The sequence below is a fragment of the Rhodococcus sp. MH15 genome, from assembly GCF_019266045.1.
GTDB classification, from domain to species: domain Bacteria; phylum Actinomycetota; class Actinomycetes; order Mycobacteriales; family Mycobacteriaceae; genus Rhodococcus_F; species Rhodococcus_F qingshengii.
On sequence record NZ_LPNP01000080.1, the window covers coordinates 934,308 to 960,329 of the forward strand.

Annotated in this window: 24 protein-coding genes, 4 tRNA genes and 1 riboswitch; of the genes, 17 read left to right on the forward strand and 11 right to left on the reverse strand. The window is 62.0% G+C overall.

The genetic code is table 11. From position 1 onward, the window contains the following. Positions 1-69: 69 nt before the first annotated feature. Positions 70-516, reverse strand: coding sequence for a hypothetical protein (locus ATN37_RS27375; protein ID WP_003939955.1), 447 nt, complete (start codon positions 514-516; stop codon positions 70-72). Between the two features lie 99 nt (positions 517-615). Between ATN37_RS27375 and ATN37_RS27380 the strand changes: the two genes are divergently transcribed. Both ATN37_RS27380 and ATN37_RS27385 read left to right on the forward strand, forming a co-directional pair. Continuing rightward, positions 616-993, forward strand: coding sequence for an MmcQ/YjbR family DNA-binding protein (locus ATN37_RS27380; RefSeq protein WP_020908916.1), 378 nt, complete (start codon positions 616-618; stop codon positions 991-993). Positions 994-1,038: 45 nt separating this feature from the next. Continuing rightward, positions 1,039-1,623 (forward strand): hypothetical protein, encoded by a 585-nt coding sequence (locus tag ATN37_RS27385; RefSeq protein WP_003940111.1) that lies wholly within the window; start codon positions 1,039-1,041, stop codon positions 1,621-1,623. Between the two features lies 1 nt (position 1,624). On the opposite strand, the gene ATN37_RS27390 is transcribed toward ATN37_RS27385, so the two are convergent. The 3 genes from ATN37_RS27390 to ATN37_RS27400 all read right to left on the reverse strand — a co-directional run bounded on the left by ATN37_RS27390 (position 1,625) and on the right by ATN37_RS27400 (position 4,500). Then, positions 1,625-2,824, reverse strand: coding sequence for a low temperature requirement protein A (locus ATN37_RS27390; RefSeq protein ID WP_218695857.1), 1,200 nt, complete (start codon positions 2,822-2,824; stop codon positions 1,625-1,627). A gap of 84 nt (positions 2,825-2,908) precedes the next feature. Next, positions 2,909-3,997: an NAD(P)-dependent alcohol dehydrogenase gene (locus ATN37_RS27395; RefSeq protein WP_218695998.1), complete on the reverse strand. Its 1,089-nt coding sequence runs from the start codon at positions 3,995-3,997 to the stop codon at positions 2,909-2,911. Positions 3,998-4,026: 29 nt separating this feature from the next. Next, on the reverse strand, positions 4,027-4,500 hold the full coding sequence (locus ATN37_RS27400) for a DUF4334 domain-containing protein (RefSeq protein WP_007733878.1): 474 nt from the start codon (positions 4,498-4,500) through the stop codon (positions 4,027-4,029). A gap of 121 nt (positions 4,501-4,621) precedes the next feature. Between ATN37_RS27400 and ATN37_RS27405 the strand changes: the two genes are divergently transcribed. From ATN37_RS27405 to ATN37_RS27415, 3 genes are all read left to right on the forward strand, one after another. Next, positions 4,622-5,164, forward strand: a complete 543-nt coding sequence (locus tag ATN37_RS27405; RefSeq protein WP_030535258.1) for a TetR/AcrR family transcriptional regulator — start codon at positions 4,622-4,624, stop codon at positions 5,162-5,164. Positions 5,165-5,383: 219 nt separating this feature from the next. Next, positions 5,384-5,692, forward strand: a complete 309-nt coding sequence (locus tag ATN37_RS27410) for a hypothetical protein (protein WP_218695858.1) — start codon at positions 5,384-5,386, stop codon at positions 5,690-5,692. A gap of 62 nt (positions 5,693-5,754) precedes the next feature. Continuing rightward, complete coding sequence (locus ATN37_RS27415; RefSeq protein WP_218695859.1) at positions 5,755-6,606, forward strand: alpha/beta fold hydrolase; 852 nt, start codon at positions 5,755-5,757, stop codon at positions 6,604-6,606. A gap of 73 nt (positions 6,607-6,679) precedes the next feature. Here ATN37_RS27415 and ATN37_RS27420 read toward each other — a convergent pair. The 3 genes from ATN37_RS27420 to ATN37_RS27430 form a co-directional block, all read right to left on the reverse strand. Continuing rightward, a tRNA-Lys gene (locus ATN37_RS27420) sits at positions 6,680-6,752 on the reverse strand. Between the two features lie 12 nt (positions 6,753-6,764). After that, a complete protein-coding gene (locus ATN37_RS27425) occupies positions 6,765-8,156 on the reverse strand; it encodes an MFS transporter (protein WP_218695860.1) in 1,392 nt (463 codons plus the stop codon). Continuing rightward, positions 8,153-8,644 carry a MarR family winged helix-turn-helix transcriptional regulator gene (locus ATN37_RS27430; protein WP_007733882.1) on the reverse strand — a complete coding sequence of 164 codons (492 nt, stop codon included), beginning with the start codon at positions 8,642-8,644 and terminating at the stop codon, positions 8,153-8,155. Before ATN37_RS27430 ends, ATN37_RS27425 begins: the two co-directional genes overlap by 4 nt. Positions 8,645-9,049: 405 nt before the next feature. Between ATN37_RS27430 and ATN37_RS27435 the strand changes: the two genes are divergently transcribed. The 10 genes from ATN37_RS27435 to ATN37_RS27480 all read left to right on the forward strand — a co-directional run bounded on the left by ATN37_RS27435 (position 9,050) and on the right by ATN37_RS27480 (position 18,676). Continuing rightward, complete coding sequence (locus ATN37_RS27435; protein WP_218695861.1) at positions 9,050-9,703, forward strand: TetR/AcrR family transcriptional regulator; 654 nt, start codon at positions 9,050-9,052, stop codon at positions 9,701-9,703. A gap of 112 nt (positions 9,704-9,815) precedes the next feature. Beyond that, positions 9,816-9,888, forward strand: a tRNA-Glu gene (locus tag ATN37_RS27440). Positions 9,889-10,023: 135 nt separating this feature from the next. After that, positions 10,024-10,097 (forward strand) — tRNA-Asp (locus ATN37_RS27445). Between the two features lie 70 nt (positions 10,098-10,167). Then, a tRNA-Phe gene (locus ATN37_RS27450) sits at positions 10,168-10,244 on the forward strand. Between the two features lie 241 nt (positions 10,245-10,485). Further along, complete coding sequence (locus tag ATN37_RS27455; RefSeq protein ID WP_218695862.1) at positions 10,486-12,114, forward strand: ABC transporter substrate-binding protein; 1,629 nt, start codon at positions 10,486-10,488, stop codon at positions 12,112-12,114. Positions 12,115-12,293: 179 nt separating this feature from the next. Further along, positions 12,294-12,389, forward strand: a riboswitch (SAM riboswitch). Positions 12,390-12,393: 4 nt separating this feature from the next. Beyond that, entirely contained in the window at positions 12,394-13,473 is a 1,080-nt protein-coding gene (locus ATN37_RS27460) for an LLM class flavin-dependent oxidoreductase (protein ID WP_218695864.1), read from the forward strand. 29 nt (positions 13,474-13,502) lie between these two features. Further along, entirely contained in the window at positions 13,503-14,897 is a 1,395-nt protein-coding gene (locus ATN37_RS27465; protein ID WP_218695865.1) for an NtaA/DmoA family FMN-dependent monooxygenase, read from the forward strand. 69 nt (positions 14,898-14,966) lie between these two features. Next, the gene (locus ATN37_RS27470) at positions 14,967-16,328 is read left to right on the forward strand and encodes an MFS transporter (protein WP_218695999.1); all 1,362 of its coding nucleotides are present in this window, start codon (positions 14,967-14,969) and stop codon (positions 16,326-16,328) included. Positions 16,329-16,552: 224 nt separating this feature from the next. Beyond that, a complete protein-coding gene (gene ftsW, locus ATN37_RS27475) occupies positions 16,553-17,929 on the forward strand; it encodes a putative lipid II flippase FtsW (protein WP_218696000.1) in 1,377 nt (458 codons plus the stop codon). Between the two features lie 114 nt (positions 17,930-18,043). Further along, a complete protein-coding gene (locus tag ATN37_RS27480; RefSeq protein WP_007733896.1) occupies positions 18,044-18,676 on the forward strand; it encodes a TetR family transcriptional regulator in 633 nt (210 codons plus the stop codon). 3 nt (positions 18,677-18,679) lie between these two features. On the opposite strand, the gene ATN37_RS27485 is transcribed toward ATN37_RS27480, so the two are convergent. Next, positions 18,680-19,438 (reverse strand): SDR family NAD(P)-dependent oxidoreductase, encoded by a 759-nt coding sequence (locus ATN37_RS27485; protein WP_030535265.1) that lies wholly within the window; start codon positions 19,436-19,438, stop codon positions 18,680-18,682. Between the two features lie 131 nt (positions 19,439-19,569). On the opposite strand from ATN37_RS27485, the gene ATN37_RS27490 reads away from it, so the two are divergent. Next, a complete protein-coding gene (locus ATN37_RS27490) occupies positions 19,570-20,310 on the forward strand; it encodes a VIT family protein (RefSeq protein ID WP_007733901.1) in 741 nt (246 codons plus the stop codon). 54 nt (positions 20,311-20,364) lie between these two features. Here the strand turns inward: ATN37_RS27490 and ATN37_RS27495 are convergent, their stop codons facing one another. The 3 genes from ATN37_RS27495 to ATN37_RS27505 all read right to left on the reverse strand — a co-directional run bounded on the left by ATN37_RS27495 (position 20,365) and on the right by ATN37_RS27505 (position 23,887). Beyond that, positions 20,365-21,255: a universal stress protein gene (locus tag ATN37_RS27495; protein ID WP_047271050.1), complete on the reverse strand. Its 891-nt coding sequence runs from the start codon at positions 21,253-21,255 to the stop codon at positions 20,365-20,367. A gap of 49 nt (positions 21,256-21,304) precedes the next feature. Next, the gene (locus tag ATN37_RS27500; RefSeq protein WP_007733905.1) at positions 21,305-22,840 is read right to left on the reverse strand and encodes a CYTH and CHAD domain-containing protein; all 1,536 of its coding nucleotides are present in this window, start codon (positions 22,838-22,840) and stop codon (positions 21,305-21,307) included. Positions 22,841-22,915: 75 nt separating this feature from the next. Beyond that, positions 22,916-23,887 carry a pseudouridine synthase gene (locus tag ATN37_RS27505; protein ID WP_051649588.1) on the reverse strand — a complete coding sequence of 324 codons (972 nt, stop codon included), beginning with the start codon at positions 23,885-23,887 and terminating at the stop codon, positions 22,916-22,918. Positions 23,888-23,979: 92 nt separating this feature from the next. Between ATN37_RS27505 and ATN37_RS27510 the strand changes: the two genes are divergently transcribed. After that, positions 23,980-26,007, forward strand: coding sequence for a CocE/NonD family hydrolase (locus tag ATN37_RS27510; RefSeq protein ID WP_165639055.1), 2,028 nt, complete (start codon positions 23,980-23,982; stop codon positions 26,005-26,007). Positions 26,008-26,022: the final 15 nt, after the last annotated feature.

Genomic DNA, 26,022 nt, shown 5'->3' on the forward strand with positions numbered 1-26,022 from the left:
GTCAGTACCCGGCTGTTGCAGACACTAGTGAATGTCGGCGTCGACGGTAACCCTCCGGTTGCCGAGCGGTCAGGCTCGGGTCTTCTCGCGGGGGACCAGGCACGCTAGGAGAGCGAGAATCAGTCCGCCGGCCGTCAGAATGAATCCTGTCTGATTTGTCAGGATCGTGGAGTAGTTTTCCCTGATGACATTGTCGAACTGATCGTTCACGCGGTAGTAGAACGTGCCAAGAGTCCCCAATCCCACGATAATTCCGATCCATGCTGCGATGCGAGAACCGAACAATGCGGCGATCAGAATCAATACGGCGGCGGCGAGCAGAAGTATCGCCATCGACCGGTAGAAGGTCACGGACTGATCGCCGAGTTGCTCGATTGCCCACCCTGCCGGAAAGCCGTCCCGCAGGTCCTCGAGGCGAACGTTGTCGGGTTTGACCCCGGCCAGTACGTACATGAACGAGCCGACGGCAACGGCGATTCCACAAATGAGCAGAACGAGATGAACTAACGTGCGCATGCCAGTCTCCCTGTGTTCGGAGTTCGGTGACGCGGTCGTCGCCGAGCCTAGCTGTGTCGCGGGTGTCAAGCTCGGTATCGAGCGTGCAGAATCGTCTCCATGCCCGACAACATGCGTCGACTCGAAGAGATCTCGCTGTCGCTGCCGGAAGCGGAGCGCGTCGACATCGAAGCGTGGGACGGCCACCCGACGTTCCGGGTCCGCGGCAAGAACTTCGTGTTCTGCAACCTCGAAGCCACCTCCTTGACCGTCAAGCTGAGCAAGGAGGAAGCCGAAGCGGTGGTGGCCACCGAACCAGGCGCAAGTGCTGCGGGCTACGGACTCGGTCGACACGGGTGGGTTGCACTCGACATCGGCACCGACGTTTCCGAGGAGAAATGGTCGCAACTGGAGGAGTGGATCTACACCTCGTTCACCCTCGTTGCGCCGAAGCGGCTTGCCCGGATCGTTCTCGATGCGGATGAGGAACGCCCGTAACGGATAGATTCGTCAGTACAGACGCCGACTAGACGAGGAATTGTCATGACGACACCGGAAACTTCACCGGCCACCGCAAAACCGGGCATGCCGCCGTGGGCGAAGAAGGCCATCGGGATCGCAGTGATGGCGGTGGTCCTGGTCATCGCTTACTTCATCCTTGCCGCCTTCCTTCCGCGTTGGTGGGCGCAGCGCATTGCGTCGTTGGCGAACGGCAGTTTCAGCGCCGGAATCGCGTGGGGGCTGCTGTTCGGTCTCGTGTGCACCCTGGTCCCGCTCATCTTCTTCCGGGCGGTCTGGCAGGTGCGCAAGCGCAAGCATGCTCGAATCATGCAGATCACGGCTCTCGCGTTGGGTGTGATCTTCGCGCTGCCGAATCTGCTCTCTCTGACAGTTGTTCTCGGCAACAACAACGCTGCGCATGCGGGCGAGCGGATCCTCGACGTCGACGGCCCCGGATTCCGCGGAGCATCCGTTGTCGGTGCCGTCCTGGGCGTTGCGTTGTTCCTTGGACTTGTCGCGCTCGGCTACATGTACAAAAAGCGTGGAAAGGATCTCGACAAGATGCGCGGTGAGCTCAAGCAGCACGAGCCGCAGAGCAAGGGCGAGGCTCCGGCTCCGGAAATCTGAGTCAGCTCTTCGACCGAGTACTCAGGCCGACACCGACTCCGACGGTTCCCGCCGCCACCAGTCCGGCGAGCGGGACCGCCCAGTGTCCGGCAAATGTGTAGGCGAGAACCAGGATTGCGCTCACCGGTAGAACGGCCTGCTCGATCCTGTCGCGCTTGAAGTGGCGTGAATGCATGAGCCACACGAAGATCAGGAACATCGCGGCCGGAATCGTGACCGCGGCAGATGCTGCGAACGTCGAAATGTGCGCTTCGCCAACTGCTTCCTCGACGGCTACTTCGATGCCGGCGCCGATGGCCGCAGCGGATCCGAATACGAAGTAGTGCCCGTATCCCCACAACAGGACGGCGCGATTGCCCTGGTCTGCGAGGTACTCGTGGATCGGGACGGCGAAGTAGATCCACAACGCGGAGAACACGATCAGAACTCCGCCGACGGCAATCGGAATCAGTAGATCGGCGGCGTCGAAATCCCGGATGCCGGATTGGACCGCGATGGTCGCGGCAGCGATGGTTTCGCCGAGCATGATGATGGTGAAGAGGCCGTAGCGTTCGGCGATGTGATGCGGGTGCCACGGCGTCTGGTGGTTGCGTTCGGCGATCGCCGGCACCGCGAGTTCGGCGATCATGAGAACGAAGAAGCCCGGAATCCACGCCGACGCCGACATCAGGAGCAGCACGATCCAGCCGGCCTGGACGATCACGAGCCCGGCGGCATATTGCAGAGCAGTGGTTCGCGCTGCACCGGATTCACCGCTGGCGGCTCGAAGCCATTGGCAGGTGAGCGCAATTCGCATGATGAGGTAGCCGACGATGGCCGTCGTACGGTCGGTTCCGTCGAATGCGTCGGGGATTCCCGCGGCGAAGACGAGCACGCCACAAATCTGTACGAAGGTCGCGACCCGGTAGGGGACGTCGTCCGTGTCGTAGGCAGACGCGAACCAGGTGAAGTTCACCCACGCCCACCACAGCGCGAAGAAGACGAACATATAGCCGGCGATGCCGTCGGCGTAGTGGCCCTCGGCAACAGCATGCACCAGTTGAACTCCGGCCTGTGCGGCTGCAACCACGAAACACAGGTCGAAGAACAGTTCGAGTGGTGTCGATGCGCGATGGTTCTCGTCGCGGCTGCGTGCGCGCATCCGGATGATCGGCATAACGGCCCGGCCGTGGCCCGCGCCCGTACTGGTGTGTTCTGTCATCGTCCCCACCTTGCTCCGACGTCTAGTGCAGGAGCGCAGTCTAGGGCGAATTCCGTCGGGTCGACGAATGAGACACTTCGCCCCTCACCACACGAGAACGGGTTTGATGACGCGCCCCGACGCTTGATCTTCGACGGCTTTGTTGATGTCGGAGAAGGCGTAGCGCGTCACCAAGCGGTCGATCGGAAACCGGCCACCAGTGAAGAGCTCGACGAGTTCGGGGATGAACGTCGAGACTTCCGACTCTCCTTCGATGCATCCTCGAATTGTCTTTCCGCTCAGCATGATGTCGGCCATGTTCATCTCGACCGTGGACGCTCCGAGTCCGACTACCGCCAGTGTTCCCCGTGCTCGAAGTGATGTGACGGCTTGATTGATCACGGAGCCGATTCCGGTGGTGTCGAGGGAATGTGTCGAACCTCCGTCGGTGGCGGCGCGTACTGCTTCGACCGCGTCCTCGGTGGTCGGATCGACAGTGACGGCGCCGAATTCCTCGGCGAGTTCGCGCCGCTGCGCAACGGGGTCCACGGCGACCAGGGTGGAAACGCCGGCAGCCCTCGCCGCCAGCAGCGCTGCGAGTCCGACGCTGCCTGCCCCGAAAACGGCAAACGTCGAGTCGGGCTCGGGGCGAAGTAGATTCAGCACGGCACCCGCGCCGGTTTGAAATCCGCAGCCGAGGGGAGCCGCGACGGTCAGGTCCACCGCAGGATCGACGACGACGGTGTTGTCGGCAGAGGCGATGACGTATTCCGCGAAGCTGGACTGGCCGAAGAAGGCGGACCGTAGCGGGGTTCCGTCTCGCCGGATCGGCGTCGAGCCGTCGGTGCGTGCGCCAGAGCTGTTGAGCGCGTGTGAGCTTTCGCAGTACGCCCGATGACCGCTGAGACATTGCCTGCACGCACCGCAACTGCGATAGCTCAACAACACGTGATCGCCGGGCACGACCTTGTCGATCGCCGAGCCGACGGCCTCGACCACCCCCGCCCCTTCGTGCCCGAACACGCAGGGGCCGAGTCGTTCCGGTAGCACCGACTTCGTGAACAGATCTGTGTGGCACAGGCCGGCCGCGACGATGCGAACCAGGATCTCGTCTGCGCGGGGTTCGTCGATCTCGACGGTGTCGAGTGTGAAGGGGGAGTGCGGGCCGTGTGAGAGCGCCGCTGTCATCTGCATGGCGGACGTCGAATTCTGTTCGGCGCGAATCACGCTCGCTCGAGCAGGAAGTAGTAGTGCTGTCCGCCGTCGAGAACCAACGCCGATTTTCCGTTCATGATGCCCATGAGCGTCGAATCGTCGACTTTCTTGAAATGGTCGAAGATCGGCGCGCCGTCGTAGACCATCGTCGCCGTGACTTCGCCACGAAACTCGATGTTCCACAGACTTGCCTCGCCATTGCCGCTCTTGACGTCGGAGTAGAGGTTGCCGTCTTCGTCTCGGCAGATCAACGGCTTGGCGTCCTCGACCGAGTTGAAGGTCTTGCCGTACCAACGGCTCGCGAACAGCTTTTCGTGAAGACGGTGACCGGTGGCGAAGTCGTCACCCTTCCACTCGCCGAGGATTTCTTCGGCGGCGACGGTTTCCAGCGCGGCCCACACTTCGTCGAGTTCTGCTGGTGATACACCACTTTCCGCAGCACGGAGCCGGGCGAAAGCAGTTCGGGCTTCGTCGAGATTCATGTCTCTCCTCGAGTTGACGGTAAGTGGCACGACTTGTTCGCGAACCAAATTGTTCGTCAACTCTGCACGCTACGCCGAACCGGATGGTTCGGCAACGGTCGATTCGTTCTAGGCTGTGAACATGCGCTCAGCAGGGGAAGCTACGAGGGACCGCATTCTGGCGGCCGCAAAGGACGAATTTGCCACGTACGGGCTGGCCGGCGCGCGGATCAATCGGATCGCCGCGCAAGCGCGTGCCAGCAAAGACCGTCTCTATGCGTACTTCGCAAGCAAGGAAGAGTTGTTCGCTGCCGTGACCGAACAGTGGACGTCCGAAACAACAGCGGAGACAGCACTTCGAGGTGACGACTTGCCGGGCTATGCAGGTCGCCTCTTCGACAACTACGTTGCCCATCCCGAGAACGCCCGATTGCAGCAATGGGCGGATCTCGAAGCGCCGGACGTCATGAGCGAGGACGACATACGAAGCAAGACCTTCCGGCCTAAAGTTGCGGAAATCCGCAAGGGGCAGCTCGAGGGGCACATCGACCCCGCGTGGAATCCCACGGAGTTGATCCTGCTGATCACGGATATCGCCCGGATGCTCGCGCTCAAGTCGTCTCGTTCCATCCCTCGACGTCGGGAGGCGGCAGTCGAGGCGGTTCGGCGTTTGATTGTGGCGTAGCGAGTCCAAACGCGAACGTCCACGCCCGTCGCTGTGTGGTTGCCCGGATTTACGGATTTCTCAGTAACGGTGCGTACGTTGGGCGTCGGCTCGTTGACGCCCTCGGGATGTTGACGTGCCGCCAAAACTTTTGTCGTCGACTGTTCAGATGCTGGTGAGCAAAAGGATCGCGGCCGGCCACCCTGACTGAATATCGTCGACGCCGAGCGTGTTCCTTCGGTGCGCGCACCTGTTCAGCATCTGGAGTGGACCCGTGTCGAAGTGGCCGTGCATATGAAGATCTCGAAGAAGGTAGCGCTGGTGCTGGTGGCTGCTTGCGCCCTGACGTTGGGATCGGCGCAAGTCGGAACCGCCCGCGCGGACGCGCCGGTCAAGGTCAGCGTGGCCGGTCATGTGGCGAGCGCCGGGCACTTCGAGCAGGTGCGGCGCCCCAACCGGTGTGTGAAGGCCGGGACGGGGAAGTCGAAACCGAGCGAGCAGAAGTCCACGAATCGCAGTGGGCGTCGAGGCAGCGGGGGATGCTTCTGACAGTGATTGCGAAGTTCCGCAATCAGCCGTCGCAAATCTGTAACACGTTCTAATCTTGCGGTATGGACGTGACTTACGAAGGGACCAAACGCGAAGTCGCTACCGACAGGGGGACTTTGCGCTATCACGAGGCGGGCGATGGTCCGCCGTTGATCCTGTTGCACGGCTCCGGGATCGGCGTGAGTGGATGGCGGAATTACCGGGGGAACCTCGAGGTGTTCGCAAAGCACTTCCACTGCCACCTCCTGGAGTTCCCGGGGTTCGGCGTGAGCGATGCCGTCGACGGTCATCCAGTTCTCACGGCAACCTCGGCGGTGGTTCGATTCATGGATGCGCTGGGAATCGAATCCGCTGCGATGATCGGCAATTCGATGGGCGGAGTTGTCGGGGTCAACGTCGCGATGAGGTTCCCTGACCGCGTCCGCAGATTGGTCACCATCGGAGGCGTGGGCCCGAACATCTTCAGTCAGAACCCGAGCGAAGGTACGCGTCTCCTCCAGGAATTCGCCGACGCTCCCAGCCGTGAGAAGTTGGTTCGCTGGCTCGAGTGCATGGTTTACGACAGATCCGTGATCACCGAGGAGCGGATCGAGGAACGATGGCAAACGGCCAACGATCCGGCCTCGCACCAGGCATTGACCGCGATGTACGGATCCAAAGCCTTTGCCGCTCAGCAGCAGATAATGTCCAACTCGGATGTGCCGCCGTACTGGTCGATGATGCACAAGGTGCAATGCCCGACCTTGCTGACATGGGGGCTCGATGATCGGCAGTGTCCACCGGACATGCCGATGATTCCGATGCGACTGATTCCGAACGCCGAACTGCATGTATTTCCGAACTGCGGGCACTGGGTGATGATCGAAGCCAAGGAGGCATTCGAGCGCGTGACCCTCGAGTTCCTGCTTCGATGACCTGCTGTTGCATTCATGTGGCACGAATGCACAAGACCCGGCGCCTCCGAATGAGGCGCCGGGTCTGTGTTTGTGCCCCCAGTAGGACTCGAACCTACGACCTGCGGATTAAAAGTCCGTAGCTCTACCAACTGAGCTATAGGGGCGCGGCGCAGAGTCTAACGGGACCGCAGAGTCCGTGAAAACACCACCCCCACCAGAAGGGCGATTCCGATGACGGCGATGGTCCCGCCCGTGCGATGCAGACCCGCGTCGTCGAAGGTTCCGCGCATGGTCAACTCGATGACGACGGCAGCAAGGTTGGCGCCGATGTACTGGATTGTTCGGTACAGACCGATCGCCGTCCCGACGTCGGCGGAGGTGGTCACCGAGTTGATCAGGTTCTGGTTTCCCATGTTGTTGAAGCCGTTGGGAATGCCCAGGATCGCCGCAATCAGCAGGAGTGCCACTAGGGGAGTCGAGCTCGATTCGACAAAGGCGATCAGAACGCCGCCGACGGCCAAGGCCGCGGTGCCGATCAGCAGGGTGATCCGTGCGCCGAATTTCCCGTACACCCTGGACGCGGACATGGTCGCGAAGATCCCGACCGCAGCGACAGGCAGCATGAAGACCCCGGCGCTGATCGGTGACATTCCGCGGGCTACCTGTAGCCACTGGGGGAGTCCGAAGAAGATGCAGTAGAACGCTGTGTAAGTCAGCAGGGTCCGGCCGAGAGTCATGCTCAGTGCGCGGTTTCGGACGACGGCGCGGACGTCGATGAACGCCGAGGCCGTTCGACGTTCCCACCAGACGAACAGGAACGCGAAGAGGGCCGTCGACGGGACGAGGTACCACTTCGCGTGCTCGGCGAGAGAGAGGAGAAAGAGCATCGTCGATGTCGTCAGAGCGAGAAACAGGGTGATGCCGAGTGGGTCGAGAGATTTGAACAACGCAGCGGCGCCGGCCCGGTCGGGCAGGGCGGAGTCGCTCGGGGCGGCGAAGAAGACCCATACGGCAGTGACGACGACAAGTGGGAGGTTCACCCACATGATCGATTGCCAACCGAGTGTGCCGACCAACAACCCGCCGAGAGTGGGCCCCAGCGCGACGACCGATTGAGCGCAAATGGTGAGTGTTGCTATAGCTGAACGGGTTTGAGTCCGGTGGCGGTCAGCGTATTCGCGGATGACGGTCATTGCGTTCGGATACTGTGTCGCCGTGCCGATTCCGAGCAGGATTCGTGCGGCGATCAGCCAGCCCAGCGACGGGGCGAGCGAGCCGAGGATCGATCCGGCAGCGATCAGGCCCAATCCGGCGAGGTAGACGCGTTTGGCGCCGAGGATCGATCCGAGTCGACCAGCCGCCGGCGCCGTGACCGCAGTCGCGATGTAGAGGGCCGAGATGACCCACGCTGTGCCTGAACTGGAACCGAAGTATGTGGCGATCGGGACGATTGCCACGGCAATCATCGACGAGTTCAGCGCTTGAAGAACGGTTCCGGAGCCGAGAGCAAGACTCAGTTTCAGTGGAACGGGAGTTTGGGGGGTCGGCGTTTCGACGACGGTGGTCACGAGTTCATCAGTGACTCCTCTGATATCGATGTCGATGCTGGGGACTCGCCCTGGCCTAGTCTGCGCAGGATTCGGCCGGCGATCAGAAGCAAGTCACGCTCGGCTTCGGTGCACTCGGCGTCGATGACCTCGGCCAGCCACTCTGTTCGTTTCGTTCGGTCTTCGTGAAGGGTCGATGTGCCGAGTTCGGTCATCGTGACCAAGACCGCGCGGCCGTCCGATGGATCCGCCCTTCGCGTCACCATGCCCTGTTCTTCGAGCGCCGCCACGGTCTTTGCGATTGATTGCGGTGTGACGCGCTCGAATTTTGCCAACTCTTTGGCGGTCGACGGACCTTGTCGGTCGAGGTGGCCGAGGGCCTGGATCTGGCTCGGCGTGAGCTTGTGGTCGTTGCGTTTGGTGCGTAGACGTCGGACGAAGGCACCCAGATCGTCCCAAAGTACGTCGATCTCGTCTCGAGCCTTGCTGCGACCCTCTCCAACGTTCATTTAGACAGTCTAACTGTGTTGTTTCGATGCTGCCAGCACGGTTTCGACGGAAAAGGGGGAATAAACAATTGCACTAGTTGTTTAAAACCTTGGGACTGCTGTCCATCGGTCGGCGAAGCAGTTCCGTCTGCGAGGTCGAATTATCAGAATCTCGGGCACGAAAAAGCTCGGATGCGCACCCCCTGCGGCGCACCCGAGCGGCCAAAACCATACCACTTGGTGTCTTTTGGGCATAAAGTCGGTTCTTGTCCCCTGAACAGCCGATTGCGTCTAGTACTTTTGGCGGGTATGGCTCTAGTCCTTACGTAGGGTGTGTTGGAGGGGATATTGTGAAGTTTCGGGGGATGACAGGCGCCGATCACGGCGGCTCTGCGTACCAACTCTGCGAGAGGCACAACACCGTAAATGGCACGTCAACAAGAGCGTGCGCGGCGTACCCGCGCCGCCCTGGTCGAAGCGGCTGCAGTCGAATTCGCCAAGCGCGGCTATGCAGCTGCGTCGGTGAACACGATCCTCGAGGGCTCCCGCGCCACCAAAGGCGCCATGTATTTCCATTTCCAGTCCAAGGAAGAGTTGGCGCGAGCGGTTCTGACCTCGGCTATCGAAACCTTCACTGGAATTACTGATCGTTGGGCCAAGAGAACAGACCTCGATCCATTCGTCGCTTTGCACGGTCTCGTGCTCGACATTGCCGAGGTCTTCCGTGCCGAGGTAATCGTGCAGGCGGAATTCCGGCTGATCATCGAGCCCGAGTTCTACAAGGATGTGCAGTCCGGTGGTGGGCAGGTCTGGGGAAAGACCGCCTATGAGTTGGCATTGCGTGCCAAGGACGACGGTTTGCTCCGAGAAGGCGCCGACCCGGACAAATTCACGCGTGTACTGGCAGCGAGCCTTGCCGGTCAGCGGTACATGGCAGACCTGATTGCCTCCAGTGGAGATCTGGGCGAGTGGTTCGAGGAGTCTCTCGAAGTAGTCCTCGAAGCCATGGCTACGCCGCAGTGGTTGGAGACGTTCCATAGTGACGGGTGGCCCCAAGTCGAGTTCCCTGACACTGAATAGTGCACTTTTCTGCCCGTGAACAGGCGATTTGTGATTTCCGAATGCCGTGCCATAAGCTATCCAAGCTCCCAACGGAACGCCGTTGGGGTACTAGTTCGGAGAGATCCGGCGGGCCCCCTTCGTCTAGCGGCCTAGGACGCCGCCCTTTCAAGGCGGTAGCGCGGGTTCGAATCCCGTAGGGGGTACGTTTTGCGAAAGCGAAACGATGCAGTATGGTTTTACCCGCACGACACGCTTTGAGATGCACAAATGCCAGGCCAGGACAGTGGTTTGGGAGCGGCTCGAAGATGTAGTACGGTTTCACAGCAAGGAAAAAGCAAGGCCCTGTGGCGCAGTTGGTTAGCGCGCCGCCCTGTCACGGCGGAGGTCGCGGGTTCGAGTCCCGTCAGGGTCGCAAAGCTTTGTTCTCAATCAATCGGTTGAGAACAAAGCAATGCGATAGGCATTCGGTTCGGGTGCCGTCCGGCCAGGTAGCTCAGTTGGTACGAGCGTCCGCCTGAAAAGCGGAAGGTCGCCGGTTCGATCCCGGCCCTGGCCACCATAATTCTTATCGAAAAGCTCCAATCTCATGTTCTTCGAACATAAGGTTGGAGCTTTTTCGTGTTCGGATGTCAGTCGCAGTCAACCACTCGGCCCGATCATCTCAGTTATGCGCATCCTTTGTCTCCGTGAATGTTTCCGGTCACCGGGAACGTGCTGGGCGTCACTCCACAGAGGACATCACTATTAGCCGATTGCGGCCGATCCGTGGCTGCGTCTACTGAAAGTGAGGTGGAATCTCCGTGTCGCACTCGAGATCTTGGCGCATCGGGAAAGTCAGCCGGGTCGCCGTCGCATTGTTCGGCACCGGGGTTCTGTTGGTGGGCTGCGCGAGCAACGGTGACGACAGCGGGACCGATACGACGACCGCGTCGGCGGACGTCGTGACCGGCATGGTCAACGAGCAGCCCGATCCGGGAACTGCGGTGGCCGGCGGGACCATGACGTACGGCGTACAGGTGCTCGTTCCCTCACTCGACCCGACGAAGACGGCCGCGCGCGGCGGTTCCGGCGGTGAGGCCTTCGCTGCTGTGTACGACGTCCTGATGAGTTACAACACTGCGAGCGGCGAGTTCGAGCCCAAGTTGGCTCAATCGCTCGAGACAGCTGACGACGGAGCCACCTGGACGCTGAAACTTCGCGACGGTGTGAAGTTCAGTGACGGCACCACCCTCGACGCCAACGCCGTGATCGCGAGCATCGATCGGTACAACGCGGGCAAGGGCAATGGCGCCGAACTGTGGCTGGCTTCGGTGGAATCGGCGCAGGCAAGCGGTCCGACGACAGTGGAATTCAAGCTGAAGACGCCGTGGATGCGTTTTCCGTCGATGCTCGCTCTCGGGCACGGGATGATCGTCGCCCCGAGTTCGCAGCAGGGCGACAAGTTCACCGCCGTCGGAGCCGGACCCTTCACCGAAGATGTCTTCACACCGAGCGTCGAGCGAATCTTCAAGGCCAACCCGTCCTACTACGGCGGCGCCCCCAAGCTGGACAAGTTGCGGATGGTTGCGCTCAACGGTCCGCAGGCGAATCTCGAATCATTGAACAGCGGTCAGCTCGATGTCGCCTACATTCGCGGCCTCACGTCGGCGATCAATTCCGCCAAGTCCGCTGGCTACCCCGGCTACATCGACGTGCTCAATGCCGGTAGTGCCGAGATTATCAACAACCGTGAGGGCCGACCGGGTTCGGATGTTCGCGTCCGTCAGGCTATCGGCTACGCGCTAGACACCACGTTGATCGATCAGCGAGTGGAAAACGGTGAGGGACTGCCGGGCTCGGAGTTGTTCGGTCCGACGTCTCAATGGCATGTAGACACACCGGGTATTGCCTACGACCCCGACAAGTCGAAGGAACTTCTGAATCAGGCGAAGGCAGACGGGTACGACGGCAGCCTCGACTACGTCGTTCTCAGTGAGCCGAAGGACCACGCGATCGGCCTCGCCGTGCAGTCACTGTTGCAGGCCGTCGGGTTCGAGGTGAACTTGATCTTGGCCAACAACGCCGGCGACATCGTGCAGAACGTCTACGTCAAGCACGATTTCGACCTCGCGCACGCGGGCATCGGAATGTACGAGTCGATTCTCGATCTCGGATTGTTCTCCACGACCAACAGCACCTCGATGGCGAATACTGCTGGATATGCGAACCCGGCGATGGATCAGCTGATCGCAGATCTACAACAGGCCAAGGACAATTCGTCGACTCTTGCGATCATCGGCAAAATTCAGACGCTGTGGAACGAGACGGTTCCGTCGGCGCCGATCGGCGGGCTCACGTCGTTCTGGGCTTGGCAGAAGAACGTGCACGGTGTGGTTCCGACTGCAACCGGCATCATGCTGTTCGATCAGGCATGGATGGGCGCGAAGTAGCGTTCCAGCGCACACCGAGAGCTCCGTCCGACGCGAGTCGGGCGGGGCTCTTTCGTGTCTACGTCGGCTAGCGTTGCGCAACCCTTTCGATCAGGATGATTGTATTGAAATATGTTGTAGGTCAATATGATTCGACAAGCGTGATTTGACTTGCCCAGCGTGGCCCGCATAGATTGCATCCACCATCCAGAGTGGCTGAGAGACCTGGCTCGATGATGCCGCAGCAACCCGCTACCTAACCGCAGTGTGGGTGCTACCGCCAGGACCGATGGAGGACACATGACTGTATTTGCCGTGGGTATCGAACTGGACGGCGAGGGCACTCACCCCGCTGCCTGGCGCCGAAGCTCACACCGCCCGGACCAGCTGCTCACGGGCAAAGCCGTGCGCGATCGCGTCGCGGCTGCCGAGAATGCCGGCTTCACGTTCGCGACGTTCGACGATTCCATCCTCCCCCCGAGTGGTGACGTCGTCGGCCGCATCGATGCCGTCTCGAGGGCGTCGTACGTGGCGGCGACAACCAGCACGATCGGGCTGGTCCCCGTCGTCGGGACCACGTACGCCGAACCGTTTCATACGTCCTCGCAATTGGCGACGTTGGACTACTCCTCGCGTGGGCGTGGCGGCTGGCTTGCTGTTCCGGTCGAAGACGATGCCGCGGCGAGGGCGTGGGGGAGGGCTCCGGTAACAACGGAGTCGGCGCGTCAGCAAGAGCAGCGGGATTCGGTCACCGTTGTGACCGATCTCTGGGACTCGTGGGAGGACGACGCCGTCGTTCGTGACTATCTCAGTGGGCGTTTCCTCGAACTTGATCGTCTGCATTACGTCAATTTCGAGGGCGACACGTTCTCGGTGAAGGGGCCGGCAATCGTTCCGCGGCCGCCTCAAGGCCAGTTGGTGGTGTTCGGCCGCTACGGCGAAATCGATCCACGCCAGCCGGATGTTGTTCTCGTTTCGGGTGATTCGGTGGAGACCATTGCACAGTCGGCTGCCAAGGCGCGCGATGAGGGCGCGTCATTGGTGGTCGCCGAGGTCGATGTGGCATTCGATACGCCGAATCTGTCTGCGGCGCAGCGGAGGACCGAGCTGAACTCGTACGGGAATGCCGTCGTCACCGGCCGACTGCTCCTGGCTGCAGATCCGGGGGAAGCGGCCGTGGTTCTGAAGGAATTGGCCGGACACCTCGACGGTGTTCATTTCCATGCTCTCGTGATCGACGAGGACCTTCCGGTGCTGGCCAAATTCGTGCTTCCGACGCTGTCCAAGGCCGGGTTGACGCGACGCCCGGTTCCGGGATCGACCCTGAGGGGCAACCTCGGTCTGCAGCGGCCCTCAAATCGATTCGCCCACTCCTCCTGACTTGACTTCGCGCTAAGGATATTTCGGCCATGACTGCATCACGCTCCGCCGTACCTCGACCCGACGCTCACGTTCACTTCGGTGTCTTCTTCCAGGGGGTCAACCACACCACCATCTGGTCCGATTCCGCGAGCGGATCCCAGATCGACTTCGAGACGTTTAGGCGGTTGGTACTCACCGCCGAGCGAGGTCTGTTCGACGCCTTCTTCCTCGGTGAAGGCCTGCGGCTTCGCGAGCAGAACGGCAAGATTCTCGATCTGGATATCGCCGGCCGCCCCGACGCCATTGCGCAGTTGGCCGCCCTCGCCGGTATCACCGACAAGATCGGGTTGGTCGCGACACAGAACACCACGTACAACGAACCGGCCGACCTTGCGCGTCGACTCTCCGGCCTCGACCTACTTTCCGACGGACGGGCCGGCTGGAATGCGGTGACCACCGACAACGCGTGGACGGGAGAGAACTTCCGTCGCGGTGGTTTTCTCGACCACTCCCTGCGCTACGGGCGTGCCGGGCAGTTCATCGAAACCGCGCGGGCACTGTGGGATTCGTGGGCCGACGACGCGATCTCGGATTCTCGCACGTCCGAGAACTGGTCTACTCCGGGTGCCGTCGGCGACGTGCGCAGGCAGACTTCACAGTTCGACATCTCCGTGACGCCGACGCTTCCCCGAAGCCGCCAGGGGCATCCGGTCATCTTCCAAGCGGGTGATTCCCCGAGTGGACGCGATTTCGCGGCGACCCATGCCGACGTCATCTTCTCGCGACACGGGACTCATTTCGACGGCGCGCTCGACTTCGCCGACGACATTCGGGCTCGGTTGCGTAAAGCCGGGCGACCGGAGGACGACGTCAAGATCTTGCCCAGCACGCAGATCGTGTTGGCGGAGAACGAGTCCGAAGTCGAGGAGAAGGCACGGTGGGTCCTCGAAGGCCAGTTCACCGGTCAGACTGCCCTCTCTCTCGTCGGACTGGTGTGGGGTAAGGACCTTTCCGATCGAGACCCCGACGGTCCACTCCCCGAGGAAGATCCGGTTGCCCGCCCGGTGTCCGAGACGCGCGGTTCCGCGCGAGACGGCAACGACCCCATTGCGATTGCACGTGAATGGCGGGCTCTCGCCGAGGCAAAGAACCTGTCGCTACGTCAGGTCGCCATCGAGACCTCGCAGCGTTCGGGTTTTGCGGGCACCCCGGGGCAGGTCGCAGATCAGTTGGTCCATTGGGTGCGCAACGGAGCTTCGGACGGCTTCAACATCTCGCCGTACCTGGTGCCGACCGGGCTCGACGAGATCGTGGACTGGTTGATCCCGGAACTGCAGGAGCGTGGGGCGTACCGCACCGAGTACTCCACGTCGACGCTGCGAGAGCACTTGGGGTTGAGACCGCCGCTCACGCGTCGGGCCGCGTCTGAAGCTGCGGGGTAACGGGTCCTGTCCCACACGGTCACAGCGGCGGCCGAATCCACCAAGCTCGATTCGGCCGTCCGCTGGGAGATCATCGTCTGCGTAGCCGCGGGCTTCACCACTCTTCTCGATTCGGCGGTGCTCGGAATCGGGGTTCCGTCGATCCGGGCGTCGCTGGGCGCGTCGACCTCCGAGGTGCAGTGGATCCTTGCGAGCTATTCGCTGACTTTCGGCTTGGCCCTTGTGCCGGCGGGCCGACTCGGTGACGTCGTCGGGCGTCGACGCTTGTTCTTGGCGGGCCTGAGCATTTTCGCGGTGATGGGAATCCTCGGAGCGTGTGCGTCGGATCCGTCGATGATCGTGTTGGCTCGTCTTGGGCAGGGGATCGGCGCAGGCACCATCAGTTCGCAGGTGCTCGGCATCATCACCGACCGGGTGTCCGGAAAGGCTCGGGCGAAGGCGTTGGGCGCGTACAGCACCGCGGGTGGTCTGGCCGGCGTTTCCGGACCGATCCTCGGTGGCGTTCTGCTGAAGTATTCTGACGCCGACTTCGGATGGCGGTTGCTTCTCGTTCTCAACGTGCCGTTTGCTCTGATCACTCTGATTTTGGCGTTTCGCTTTCTGCGCCGTGATCGAACTACCCGATCGGGCGCGTCGATCGATCCGGTTGGGCTGTGTCTGCTGGCGACTACGGCCGGGCTCCTGTTGTGGCCCATCGTGACCCGAACCAGTGTCACTGTGGCTGCGGCTTTCCTGATCGGTGCGTTCGGCGCTGCCGTTGCCTTCTGGTTCTGGGAACGTCGGTACGCCGAGCGCGGCGGGACGCCGGTACTGCTTCCGTCGTTGATCGCCTCGCGGGGCTTCCGGTTGGGTACGACGGTTGCACTCTTCTGGTTCGGATCCATCCTCGCCGTCAACGCGGTGCTCAGCCTCTATCTGATCGAGGGTTTGGGCTTCGCCCCGCTGAGTGCGGCGTTGATCATGACCGGTAGCTCACTCGCGATGGCATTGACGTCGGCTTTCGGATGGCGGCTGGTTGCCAGGTTCGGCCGAAGTGCGGTGGTTTTTGCCATCGTCGGCGAGATCCTTGTCATCCTCGGCTACATCGCAGCGGTCAATCTGATTCCGCGGGAACATCTGATCCCGGTGCTGGTGGTCCTGGCGGTGTTGTCGGGAGTTGCCAGCGGTTTGGTCGACGCGCCCAATCGGGTGCTGACTCTCGAATATGCACCGCCGGGCGCGAACGGTGTTGCGGCGGGTTTCCTTCAACTGTCTCAGCGCCTGTCAGCGACCATCTCGCTGGCCGCGGTATCGGGGTTGTATCTCGGTGTGCTCGGATGCTCGCCCGACGGATACGGACGTGCGTTCGGGATCGCGCTTGCCGTCTGCGTGGTCATGTTGACGCTCTCGTTGGCGGGAGCGGTGGCAGACCGACGCCGGCGAAGGACGTGACCTGGTATTTCGTGGGTCTACATGGACCTCGGGAGGCCGAGCCCGTGTGACTCATGGGACTTGTGTTACCCATGGGTTAGGAGTCGTGGGACGATACTTGTGTGGTGACCGGTCGCAGTGAAGACAAGCCCAACGGTCGCGGGAGTGGAGAGCCAGTTAACTCACCCCGTGGAGCGTCGGACAAACGTGACCGCACATCGACACCCTTCCGCGCTCGAACGGCGATGTGGACCAATCGGCCACTGTTCGATTTCCATATGATCGTCGGTCTGGTCGTGCTGATCGTCGCGTTCGGACTGCTGATGGTGCTGTCGTCTTCGGGCGTCGAATCCTATGTTCTGTCCGGGACGTCCTACGCCCGCTTCTGGCCGCAGTGCATGTTCGCAGCGATCGGTTTGGTGATGTTCGTGGCGGTCGTGCGGTTGCCGACCGAAACGATGCGTAGAGCCTCACCATGGCTGCTGATCCTGTGTCTTGTTCTGCTTGTCCTGGTGCTGATTCCAGGTATCGGCTCGGAACAGATGGGTGCTCGCAGCTGGTTCGTGATCGCGGGCATTTCCTTCCAGCCGTCGGAGCTGGCCAAACTTGCTCTGGCGATCTGGTCCGCAGCGACGGTTGCGTCGTTCATGAAGGCGCGGATGGACGTCAACCGCGCGCTGCCGGTGATCGGCGGTACGACGTTGCTGGTTCTGGTTCTGGTGGTGTTGGAGAAGGACCTCGGAACCACCATCACCATCGGCATCATCTTCATGTCGGTGCTGTGGTTCGGGCTGTTTCGGATGAAGACATTCATCAGCCTCACACTCGGTTCCGCAGTCGCATTTCTCGTGCTCGGGCTTACGGCTGGTTACCGCTCGGATCGCATCAAGGCTTTCCTCAATCCTGATCTCGACCCGCAGGGTTTGAACTTCCAGAGCACTCAGGCCAAGTACGCACTGGCGAACGGAGGCATCTTCGGTCGCGGTCTAGGACAGTCCGACGCCAAATGGAGCTATCTCCCGCAGGCGCACAACGACTTCATTTTTGCCGTGATCGGTGAAGAGTTGGGTCTGGTCGGCGCGCTGATCGTCGTCGCTCTCTTTGCCGCGGTTCTGATCGTCGGGCTGCGGATCGCGAAACGGTCCACTGATCCGTTCCTCAAAGTCATGACAGCGACGGCAACGACGTTGATCGTCGTGCAGGCGTTCATCAACATCGCCTACGTCGTCGGCCTGATTCCGGTGACCGGTCTGCAACTACCGCTCATCTCGGCGGGCGGAACGTCGATGATCACCACCCTGCTGATGTTCGGGCTCATCGCGCACGCAGCCTTCCGTGAGCCCGAGGCTGTCGCCTCTGCCGAGAGCAGCGGTCGGGGTTGGATACCGCTGGTCTTCGGCAAGCCTCGGTTCGGCATTGCCAAGAAGCCACAGACCGATCGACGGAGGCCGCCCGCTCGCCGCGCCCAGCCTGCTCCAACTGGGCAACGCAGACCGGAACGACGCGCGCCGCAACCCGACAGGCGCCGGGCTCCAGCTCCGGGCGGACGCGCACCCTCTCGCGACTGGTCGGAAGATCCACGTAGACGCGGCCGATCCGATCGGCCGCGGCGCGCTTCCTGATCTGGGCCAGTTCCACTGGCGGGCAGTTCGGAAGCGGGCAGTCATGCACCCGACAATTGCGTTGGGCGGCTACATTGGGAGTCGGCAAAACGACGTCTAATAAGGGTTGTGGACATGGCAGGTGGCGACAAGGCAGACCAGTCGGTGGTCGAACGTAGCTCGGTGACCGGACGTCGTACGACGCCGTCGCAACGAGCGCGTTTTCGCCGGATTGTCGACGCCGCAATGGAATCCGCCTCCGAAGGCGGCTACGACGCGGTGCAGATGCGATCGGTCGCCGATCGCGCTGGCGTCGCGATCGGCACTGTTTACCGGTATTTCCCGTCCAAGAACCACATGCTCGTCGTCGCATTGTTGTGGATGTTCGAGGGTTTGCGTGACAGATTCCAGGACTTTGTAATCCCGGGCGAGACTCCGTCGGACCGGATTCTGTTTGTGCTGCGCAAGAATACGGAAGTCCTCGAGACCGATCACCTCCGTTACGAAGCGTTGGTTCGGGCGTACATGTTCGCGGACGCGTCGGCGACTCCGGAACTCAACGCGCTCGGTGGGGTCGTGACCGAGATGTTCGCGAAGGCGATCGGTGTCGAGGAGGTCTCGCAGCAGCAGTTGGACGCGGTGAAGGTGATCGACGACGTCTGGATGTCGAGTCTCGTCTCGTGGGTTGCGGGCCGGATGACGACGGACGAGGTGATGGCGCACCTGGAACTTGCCGTGCGACTGGTCTTTCGCAAGTTGGGCGGATAGCGCTCAGACGGTGTAGCCACCGTCGACGTTGAGCTTCTGGCCGCTGATGAATCCGGCCGCGTCGCTTGCGAGGAAACATACTGCTTCGGCGATGTCGGCAGCTGATCCGAAGCGCTTCAACGGGATTCGGCTCATCGTCACGTCGAGCGCGCCCTGGTCGAGTTCGGCGGAGCTGATCAGGCGCTCCGCCATTCCGTCCGTCAACATGCCTGGTCCGACAGCGTTGAACCGGACGCCGTAGCGTCCTTCCTCTGCGGCGAATCCGCGAACAAGTTGTTCGACAGCCCCTTTGGTGCCTGCGGAGAGTCCGTCGCGCACGGGAAAGCGATCCGTTGCCGCGGTTGTCACCGCCACCACCGAACCCGAGGATGCACGCAGCGCAGGCAGGGCGGTGTGGACGAGGGTGAAGAACGCCGCGGCCTCCTGGTTGAGTTGTTCGGTGAAGAACGCCGGCGTCACACGTGAGAGGTGCGTCATCGGGACGTGCGGTCCCGCAGCGTGGACCAGCGTCGTCAATGTGCCCAGATCATCGACCGCATCGTTGACGGCGGCGCTGATCGACAACTCGTCGGTCAAGTCGAGAGCGTACGAGTGGGCGCGCACGCCATGCGCTCGAATCTGCTCGCTCAGTTGCTCGGCAGCGCCCTTGTTGTTTCGGTAGGTGAAGGCGACGTCGTGTCCGCGTTCGGCAAGGGTCAGGGCGATCGCCGACCCGATTCCACCGGTTCCGCCGCTGACAAAAGCGGTGCGTACTGCGCTCACAATGCCTCCAGATGTCTGCCGATTTCAAACCTAACAAATGCTTGGTTGGGGTGCCAATCGGAATATATCAGTGCGCGAAGGACAGGCTCAGATTGCTATCGCAACCGGACTGATCGTCCTAATCTGTTGCCATGTCCGGAGACAGTGTGCAGTTGACCGACGGGGCGCCCGGTGGGGAATCGGAACCTCACGCACCGAGTTTGAACAATCGCCTCAACTGGCTGCGTGCAGGTGTTCTGGGTGCAAACGACGGAATCGTCTCGACCGCAGGTCTCGTGGTCGGTGTTGCGGCAGCCACGACCGAGCGCTCCGCGATCTTCACAGCAGGTTTTGCTGGACTGGTTGCCGGCGCTGTGTCCATGGCGTTGGGCGAGTACGTCTCGGTCAGCGCTCAGCGGGATACCGAACGCGCACTCCTGCAGAAGGAGAAGAAGGAACTCCTCGAGACCCCGGAGGCTGAACTTCAGGAACTGACCGAGATCTACGAGAACAAGGGATTGAGTCCGGAGACGGCCCGCCGCGTCGCCGAAGAATTAACCGAGCACGACGCCTTCGCGGCGCACGTAGAAGTCGAATTGGGTATCGATCCAGACGATCTCACCAATCCGTGGCACGCGGCGATTTCGTCGGCAATCTCGTTCACGATCGGCGCGGCGATCCCGTTGGTCGCAATTCTGGTGCCGCCGACAGGCATCCGCGTCCCTATCGCATTTTTCGCGGTGCTGATCGCACTTGCGCTGACCGGGACGATCAGCGCGACGCTCGGCGGAGCTCGCAAGACCAGAGCGGTGCTACGCGTGGTGATCGGCGGCGCGCTGGCGATGGCCGTGACGTACGGAGTAGGTCAGTTGGTGGGCACGGGTCTCGCCTGACCCCTGCTGTGCGCCTTTATTAACCGCGGGGGGTTAATAAAGGCGCACAGCAATTCAGGCGCGACAGATCATGACCGGCCCTGGCGCATGGTGCAGCAGATTCTGGCTGGTGGAGCCCATCACGGCGCCCGCCATCGCACTGCGGCCGTGACTTCCGACAACTATCAACTGTGCGTCGTCGGCGTATTTGAGCATGACGGGAGCAGCGGCACCGGGTTCACTGATGCGGGTGACCGGCACGTCCGGGTACTGGTCGGCCATACCGGCTAGATTTTCCGCCAGTAGCGCCGATTCCTCCTGCTCGACAGCCTCCCAGTCGATCAGGATTCCCGCTCCGCCTTCGCGGAAGGTGGACGAGCCCTGCCAGGTGTGGACCGCGATGAGCGGCGCGTCGAACTGATCGGCATAACGAAACGCGTACTCGACGGCCTTCTTGCTCAACGCGCTTCCGTCCACTCCGACGATGACGGGACGCTGATCCGGACCGGGATTCTCCGCCGAACCACGCCACACGGTGACCGGACAGGTTGCATGATTGGCCACCTTCAGTGCGGTCGATCCGAGCAGCCGTGAGCGCAGTGCGCCCGATCCGGTCGACCCCATCACGATCAGGCGTGCGGTACCCGAGGATTCGAGGATATGCGTCGACGCCGGCCCTGGCGCGATCTCGGATTCGATGGTCAGTTCGGGGAATTCGGCCGAAATCACCGTGGCGGCGGCATCGACGATCGCTTCGCCGTCTTCGCGGATCTGGCTGAGGAACTGTGACTGCAACATCACTGCAGCGGGACTGTAGATCGGGCCCTCTTGCGGCAGGGCGTGCGCCAGAATCAGTCGTGAGTTCACCGCGTTCGCGACGGAGGCCGCCCACCGGGCCGCCGCCGTCGAGGCCTCGGATCCGTCGATACCGGCGACGACATCCTGGTGTCCTGCAAGTGTGTTCATGTCTACTCCCTCTGAAATGATCGAGATCGGTCGACTGGTTACAGCGACGTCACCAGAGTGACGATGCTGACTTCACGGCTTCCTTCCACGTCTTGCGTAGCAGGGTCGATTGCCCGTCGGCTATTTCCAGTTCTCGTCGGTAGGCCATGCCCAATCCGAAACTGGTGAGCGAGGTATGCTCCTGCTCGGCTGCCATTGCAAGTAGATGATGTTGGGCGACAACGGAATCCTGGTGCTCGCCGAGAACATCCTGGAAGTGGCTGAAATGCTTCAGTGCACGCTTCGCTCGGCTCTTCGACACGGGTTCCATGACCTCGATCGCGTACTTCATCCGCTTGGCTCCCTTGCGGGCGCGGTGCATTCGCTCGTCACGCTCGGTGCGGCTATCGGCATCGAAGACGTGATCGACCCGCTTACCGACCTTGTGTGCCAGGTGCCGCAGGGTATGGGCCAACTCTCGTGCCGATGCCTTCTTTCCGACGCGGTGGGTGGCGGTGTCGAATTCGAGGTCGCCGACGTACTCGTCGAGGCGATCGAGCAGCGTGGTGTATCGCTCGGAATCGAGCGCCTCGAGGGCTGTTTCCTGGGCGGTTTCACCACGTGCAGAGAAGAACTCGTCGATTCGAGCTCGCACAGCTTCTCGCTCGGGCATCTCGTCGATTTCGCCGAGGCGTTCCACAAGACGCTCCCACTGGACCTCGACGTCGCGGGCGTCACCGAACTTTCCACCGATCCACCGCAGATCCGTGATGAGATCGTCGGTCTTGGGGGAGTGGCCGGCGTACGACTGCAGAGCGCTGCGGATGCGACGTGCCGCAACCCGGAAGTCGTGAACGGCTTCGTCGTCGGCCCGACGCGTGCCGAGATCCGCGGCGACCAGTGCGCGCAATTGTTCGATGAGGTAATTACGCAACAAGATCCGCGGATTCGACGCCTTGCCCGAGGTGACCTCGTGACCGGCGTACGGTGTGACCGACGTGCCCAGTGCTCGTTTGAGTTTGGACGGACTCGCAGAGCGCTCCAGCCCGGCGTCCAGTAGAACCGACTCGATTGCATCGGCCAGCTCTTGCCCGCCTGCGCCTTGTTCGACCTCGACTTCCTGCCACGTCGACTCTCCGGAACCGTCTGCCTTGCAGGCGATGACGGTGTCGGAGACCACTTCGGCAAGCAGCACACCGTTTTCGCCGTTGAGCCTGGTGCGCTCCCGATCGGTGATGATCAGGGCGACCGGCACCAGATCGTGACCGCGAATGATCGCCCGGATCAGACTCGACAGCGGCGAGGGCACATCGGTGCTCTCGTCCGGGGGAAGTTGGATTTCGGTTCGAGTGTCCTGGCCTGCGGGAAGTTTCATGTGCCACCCCGCGTCGTCGCCACCCTCACGCTTGCGCAGCGTGATCTTCTCGGCCAGCAACCGGTAGTCCGCGGTGTCGAAGTAGGTGGCAGAGAGCTGTATCGAGTCGTGGACCGGTTCGCCGACAACACCGGGAAGTCCGCCCAAGGCGGGAACTTCCTGCTCGGCCGGCGCCTCGTACTTGCGCTCGATCTCCCGTACGGCTTCGGGTACGACGGCGGTCTTGCTCATCTGGTCTCCTCTTGCGGTGCGGTCTGCGCTTCCATCCTCCCGGTATCGGAGGCGCAGTGGAAGGGTCCGGGGTCCCTACGGCGAGTCGCCACTGCCTGATTCGTCCGGCCAGGACAGGGTCCGCCGACTTTCGAACCGTTGCAGCCGGCCGGTCGTGGGATCCTCGAACTCGAGAACCTTCGACAGCAGGCGCAGCGGGTTCGAATAATCCTCTGCGGCAACGTCGTAGAAGTCGGGATAGAAGTTGTCGCCGTGGATCGGTAGCCCGAGCGAGGTCATGTGCAGGCGAAGTTGATGGGTCTTGCCGGTATGGGGAATCAACCGGTACCGCGCGAAGCCGTCTCGCGTTTCGATCAGTTCGATCCGCGACTCGCTGTTGGGTTCGCCCTCGATCTCCGCGGCCTTGAGCACGCCGCGTTCTTTCACGATGCGACTGCGCACGACCACGGGAGTGCTCACCTGCGCGTCGTAACGCGCGATGGCCTCGTATTCCTTGGCGACGCGGCGCTCGGCGAACATGGTCTGATAGCCGCGCCGGGCCGACTGATGCACGGTGAACAGCAGCAGTCCCGCCGTGACGCGGTCGAGGCGATGCGCTGGACTCAACTCCGGCAAATCGAGATCTCGACGCAACCGCACCAAGGCCGATTCGGCGATGTATCGCCCGCGGGGCGTGCTCGCGAGAAAGTGCGGCTTGTCCACGACCAGGATGTTTTCGTCCCGATAAAGGATGTCGATCTCGAACGGCACCCGCGTTTCGACGGGAGGGTCGCGGTACAGGTAGACGAACCGCCGGGGAGCAAAAGCGCTCGTCTCGGTGATTCCGACACCCTTCTCGTCGACGACCTCCCCGGCTGCGACCTTCTCCCGCAATCGGACGGCGTCCTGGGGGAACCGTTCGAGCAGGTAGTCGAGCGTCGTCGTCCACATGCCGTCGTCGGGCTGACGGATGCGACTGGGGTTCAGGCCGTCGCGGACGGGAAGCGGTGATCGTGACACATCTTCAAAGCTAGCCGTCCGGTCGGCATTCAGACCTATTGACGACATATGGGACGGAAGTTACTATCCGGTAAGTTCGTGACACCGGTCACTGTCGTGGGGGCAGGGCTGGGTCATCACAACAGAAAATTGGGGTTTTCGTGAGGACACGACTTCTACGTCGAAGGTCGACAAAGATTGCGGTGGGGCTGTGCGTCGTGGGATTGACGGTGCCGAGCGCCGTCGCTTCTGCGGATCCGACGGGAGGGTCGGACGGGCAGGCCTGGCTCGCGGCAACGGAGGCGACGCCGCAGTATCCGGGGGTCTCCATCGAGTGGGACGTGCCCATCACGATGAGTGACGGCACAGTTCTGCAAGCGAATGTGTACCGACCGGCGGATGCATCCGGGCGGGCCGTGGAATCGAAGACGCCTTCGGTCCTCAACATCACGCCGTACACGAAACTGCTGGACACACTGGTGGATTCAGCTCTGTCGATCCCGCAGGTCGGTGAGACGCTGATGGACGTTGCGAACTCGCTCGACCTCGCGGCGCCGTTCGACGGCGTGTCGGAGTTGACGGGCGTCATCGCCGGCGGAGGCGCCAGGGTTCTCGGCGTCAACCGTGATCTGGTCCAGAACGGATACACGCAGGTAGTGGTCGATGCACGTGGAACCGGCTTCTCCCAAGGTAATTGGGACGTGCTCGGTAAGCGCGAGCAACAGGATTCGGTCGAGGTCATCGACTGGATGAGCAAGCAAGGATGGTCCGACGGGAAAGTAGGGATGGCGGGCATCTCGTACTCCGCGATCAACTCGGTGCAGGCGGCGAGCAACAATCCACCTGCACTGAAGGCGATCTTCCCGGTCGAACCTGGCAACGATCTGCTGCGCGACATCGTCGGAACCGGTGGCGGCCTCGGAGTCGGGTTCATGCCGTTGTGGTTGACCGCGGTCAACGGGCTCAAACTCATCCCGAACGTTCAGGACATCCTGCAAGGAAACTTCGATCCCCTGTGGTTGGCGAGCCGCCTCGAGGATCCGGGAACGCTTATTCCTGAACTGGTGCAAGCGATGACGGCTCAGAGAATCGAGGACGTGTCGCCGTCGACTCTGCAAGTCGCGCAAGACGGGCAGTTCTATCAGGACCGAGCCGCTGACGTCGGCAACATCGCCGTTCCGACGATGGTCTACGGCGGTTGGCACGACATCTTCGCCAACAGTGAGCCGCGGATCTACAACGGAATCGATCTGCCGCCCGGGCAGAAGCAGTTGATCATGGGGAACGGCTATCACGTCACTCCCGGTGGAGGATTCGGCAAGGACGGTGCGCCGCCGCGCCTCGACGTACTCGAACGTGCGTGGTTCGACAAGTGGCTCAAGGGCATCGACAACGGAATCGATCGTTACGGTCCGGTGACGATGTTCCAGCAAGGCGGCGGATGGATCACGGACGATCAGTTCCCGCGAGCCGGTGCGAGCTACGAACGTATGTATCTGAACTCTGCGCCCAGCGGTACTGCCGCCCACGCAGCGTACGACGGTTCGCTGACGAATGACCCGCCCAGTGCCGCAGCGCGATTGACAGTCGCACCAGGACTGCGAGGCTTCTGCTCCGGTGACGGAACTCAGGGAACTGCCGGGATCTCCGTGGTGCTCGGTGCGACGTGTTCCAAGGATTCCCGATTCCAGGAAGCGGAGGGCCTGACGTTCACCGGTGAGGCAGTGACGGAGCCGACCTCACTCTCGGGCCCGATCAACGTCCACCTCGAGACCGTCCTGGACGCGACGGACGGATTCTGGGCAGCGACGGTCAACGACGTAGCACCGGACGGAACATCGACACCGATCACGAACGGCGCTCTGACTGCGTCGCTGCGGGCAGTCGACGATTCGAAGAGCACTCGCTCGGCCAACGGTGACTACAGTGAACCGCACCACTATCTGACGATCGACACGCGTCAGCCGGTGGTTCCCGGTGAGGTCACCACCGTCGACATCAACATGCTCCCGACGGACGCAGTGCTGCAACCGGGGCACCGGCTCCGCGTCGACGTCTACGCTGCCAGCGTGCCGCGATACCTGGCGCTCGGCCCGATGCTCGCCGACAGCCAACTCAAACCGCAGCACATCGAGTTGGCTGCAGACCGGCCGAGCTTCGTCAACGTTCCGTTCGTCGGGGGCCGCTGACTCGGATTGGATCGG

Excerpts from the sequence above, each read along its gene's own strand:
- ATN37_RS27505 (WP_051649588.1), bottom strand. The coding sequence starts at position 23,887 with ATGTCGTCAATAGGTCTGAATGCCGACCGGACGGCTAGCTTTGAAGAT.
- ftsW (WP_218696000.1), top strand. The coding sequence starts at position 16,553 with ATGTGGACCAATCGGCCACTGTTCGATTTCCATATGATCGTCGGTCTG.
- ATN37_RS27495 (WP_047271050.1), bottom strand. The coding sequence starts at position 21,255 with ATGAACACACTTGCAGGACACCAGGATGTCGTCGCCGGTATCGACGGA.
- ATN37_RS27435 (WP_218695861.1), top strand. The coding sequence starts at position 9,050 with ATGGCACGTCAACAAGAGCGTGCGCGGCGTACCCGCGCCGCCCTGGTC.
- ATN37_RS27375 (WP_003939955.1), bottom strand. The coding sequence starts at position 516 with ATGCGCACGTTAGTTCATCTCGTTCTGCTCATTTGTGGAATCGCCGTT.
- ATN37_RS27460 (WP_218695864.1), top strand. The coding sequence starts at position 12,394 with ATGACTGTATTTGCCGTGGGTATCGAACTGGACGGCGAGGGCACTCAC.
- ATN37_RS27500 (WP_007733905.1), bottom strand. The coding sequence starts at position 22,840 with ATGAGCAAGACCGCCGTCGTACCCGAAGCCGTACGGGAGATCGAGCGC.
- ATN37_RS27465 (WP_218695865.1), top strand. The coding sequence starts at position 13,503 with ATGACTGCATCACGCTCCGCCGTACCTCGACCCGACGCTCACGTTCAC.
- ATN37_RS27395 (WP_218695998.1), bottom strand. The coding sequence starts at position 3,997 with ATGCAGATGACAGCGGCGCTCTCACACGGCCCGCACTCCCCCTTCACA.
- ATN37_RS27390 (WP_218695857.1), bottom strand. The coding sequence starts at position 2,824 with ATGACAGAACACACCAGTACGGGCGCGGGCCACGGCCGGGCCGTTATG.
- ATN37_RS27430 (WP_007733882.1), bottom strand. The coding sequence starts at position 8,644 with ATGAACGTTGGAGAGGGTCGCAGCAAGGCTCGAGACGAGATCGACGTA.
- ATN37_RS27380 (WP_020908916.1), top strand. The coding sequence starts at position 616 with ATGCCCGACAACATGCGTCGACTCGAAGAGATCTCGCTGTCGCTGCCG.
- ATN37_RS27480 (WP_007733896.1), top strand. The coding sequence starts at position 18,044 with ATGGCAGGTGGCGACAAGGCAGACCAGTCGGTGGTCGAACGTAGCTCG.
- ATN37_RS27415 (WP_218695859.1), top strand. The coding sequence starts at position 5,755 with ATGGACGTGACTTACGAAGGGACCAAACGCGAAGTCGCTACCGACAGG.
- ATN37_RS27405 (WP_030535258.1), top strand. The coding sequence starts at position 4,622 with ATGCGCTCAGCAGGGGAAGCTACGAGGGACCGCATTCTGGCGGCCGCA.
- ATN37_RS27490 (WP_007733901.1), top strand. The coding sequence starts at position 19,570 with ATGTCCGGAGACAGTGTGCAGTTGACCGACGGGGCGCCCGGTGGGGAA.
- ATN37_RS27385 (WP_003940111.1), top strand. The coding sequence starts at position 1,039 with ATGACGACACCGGAAACTTCACCGGCCACCGCAAAACCGGGCATGCCG.
- ATN37_RS27400 (WP_007733878.1), bottom strand. The coding sequence starts at position 4,500 with ATGAATCTCGACGAAGCCCGAACTGCTTTCGCCCGGCTCCGTGCTGCG.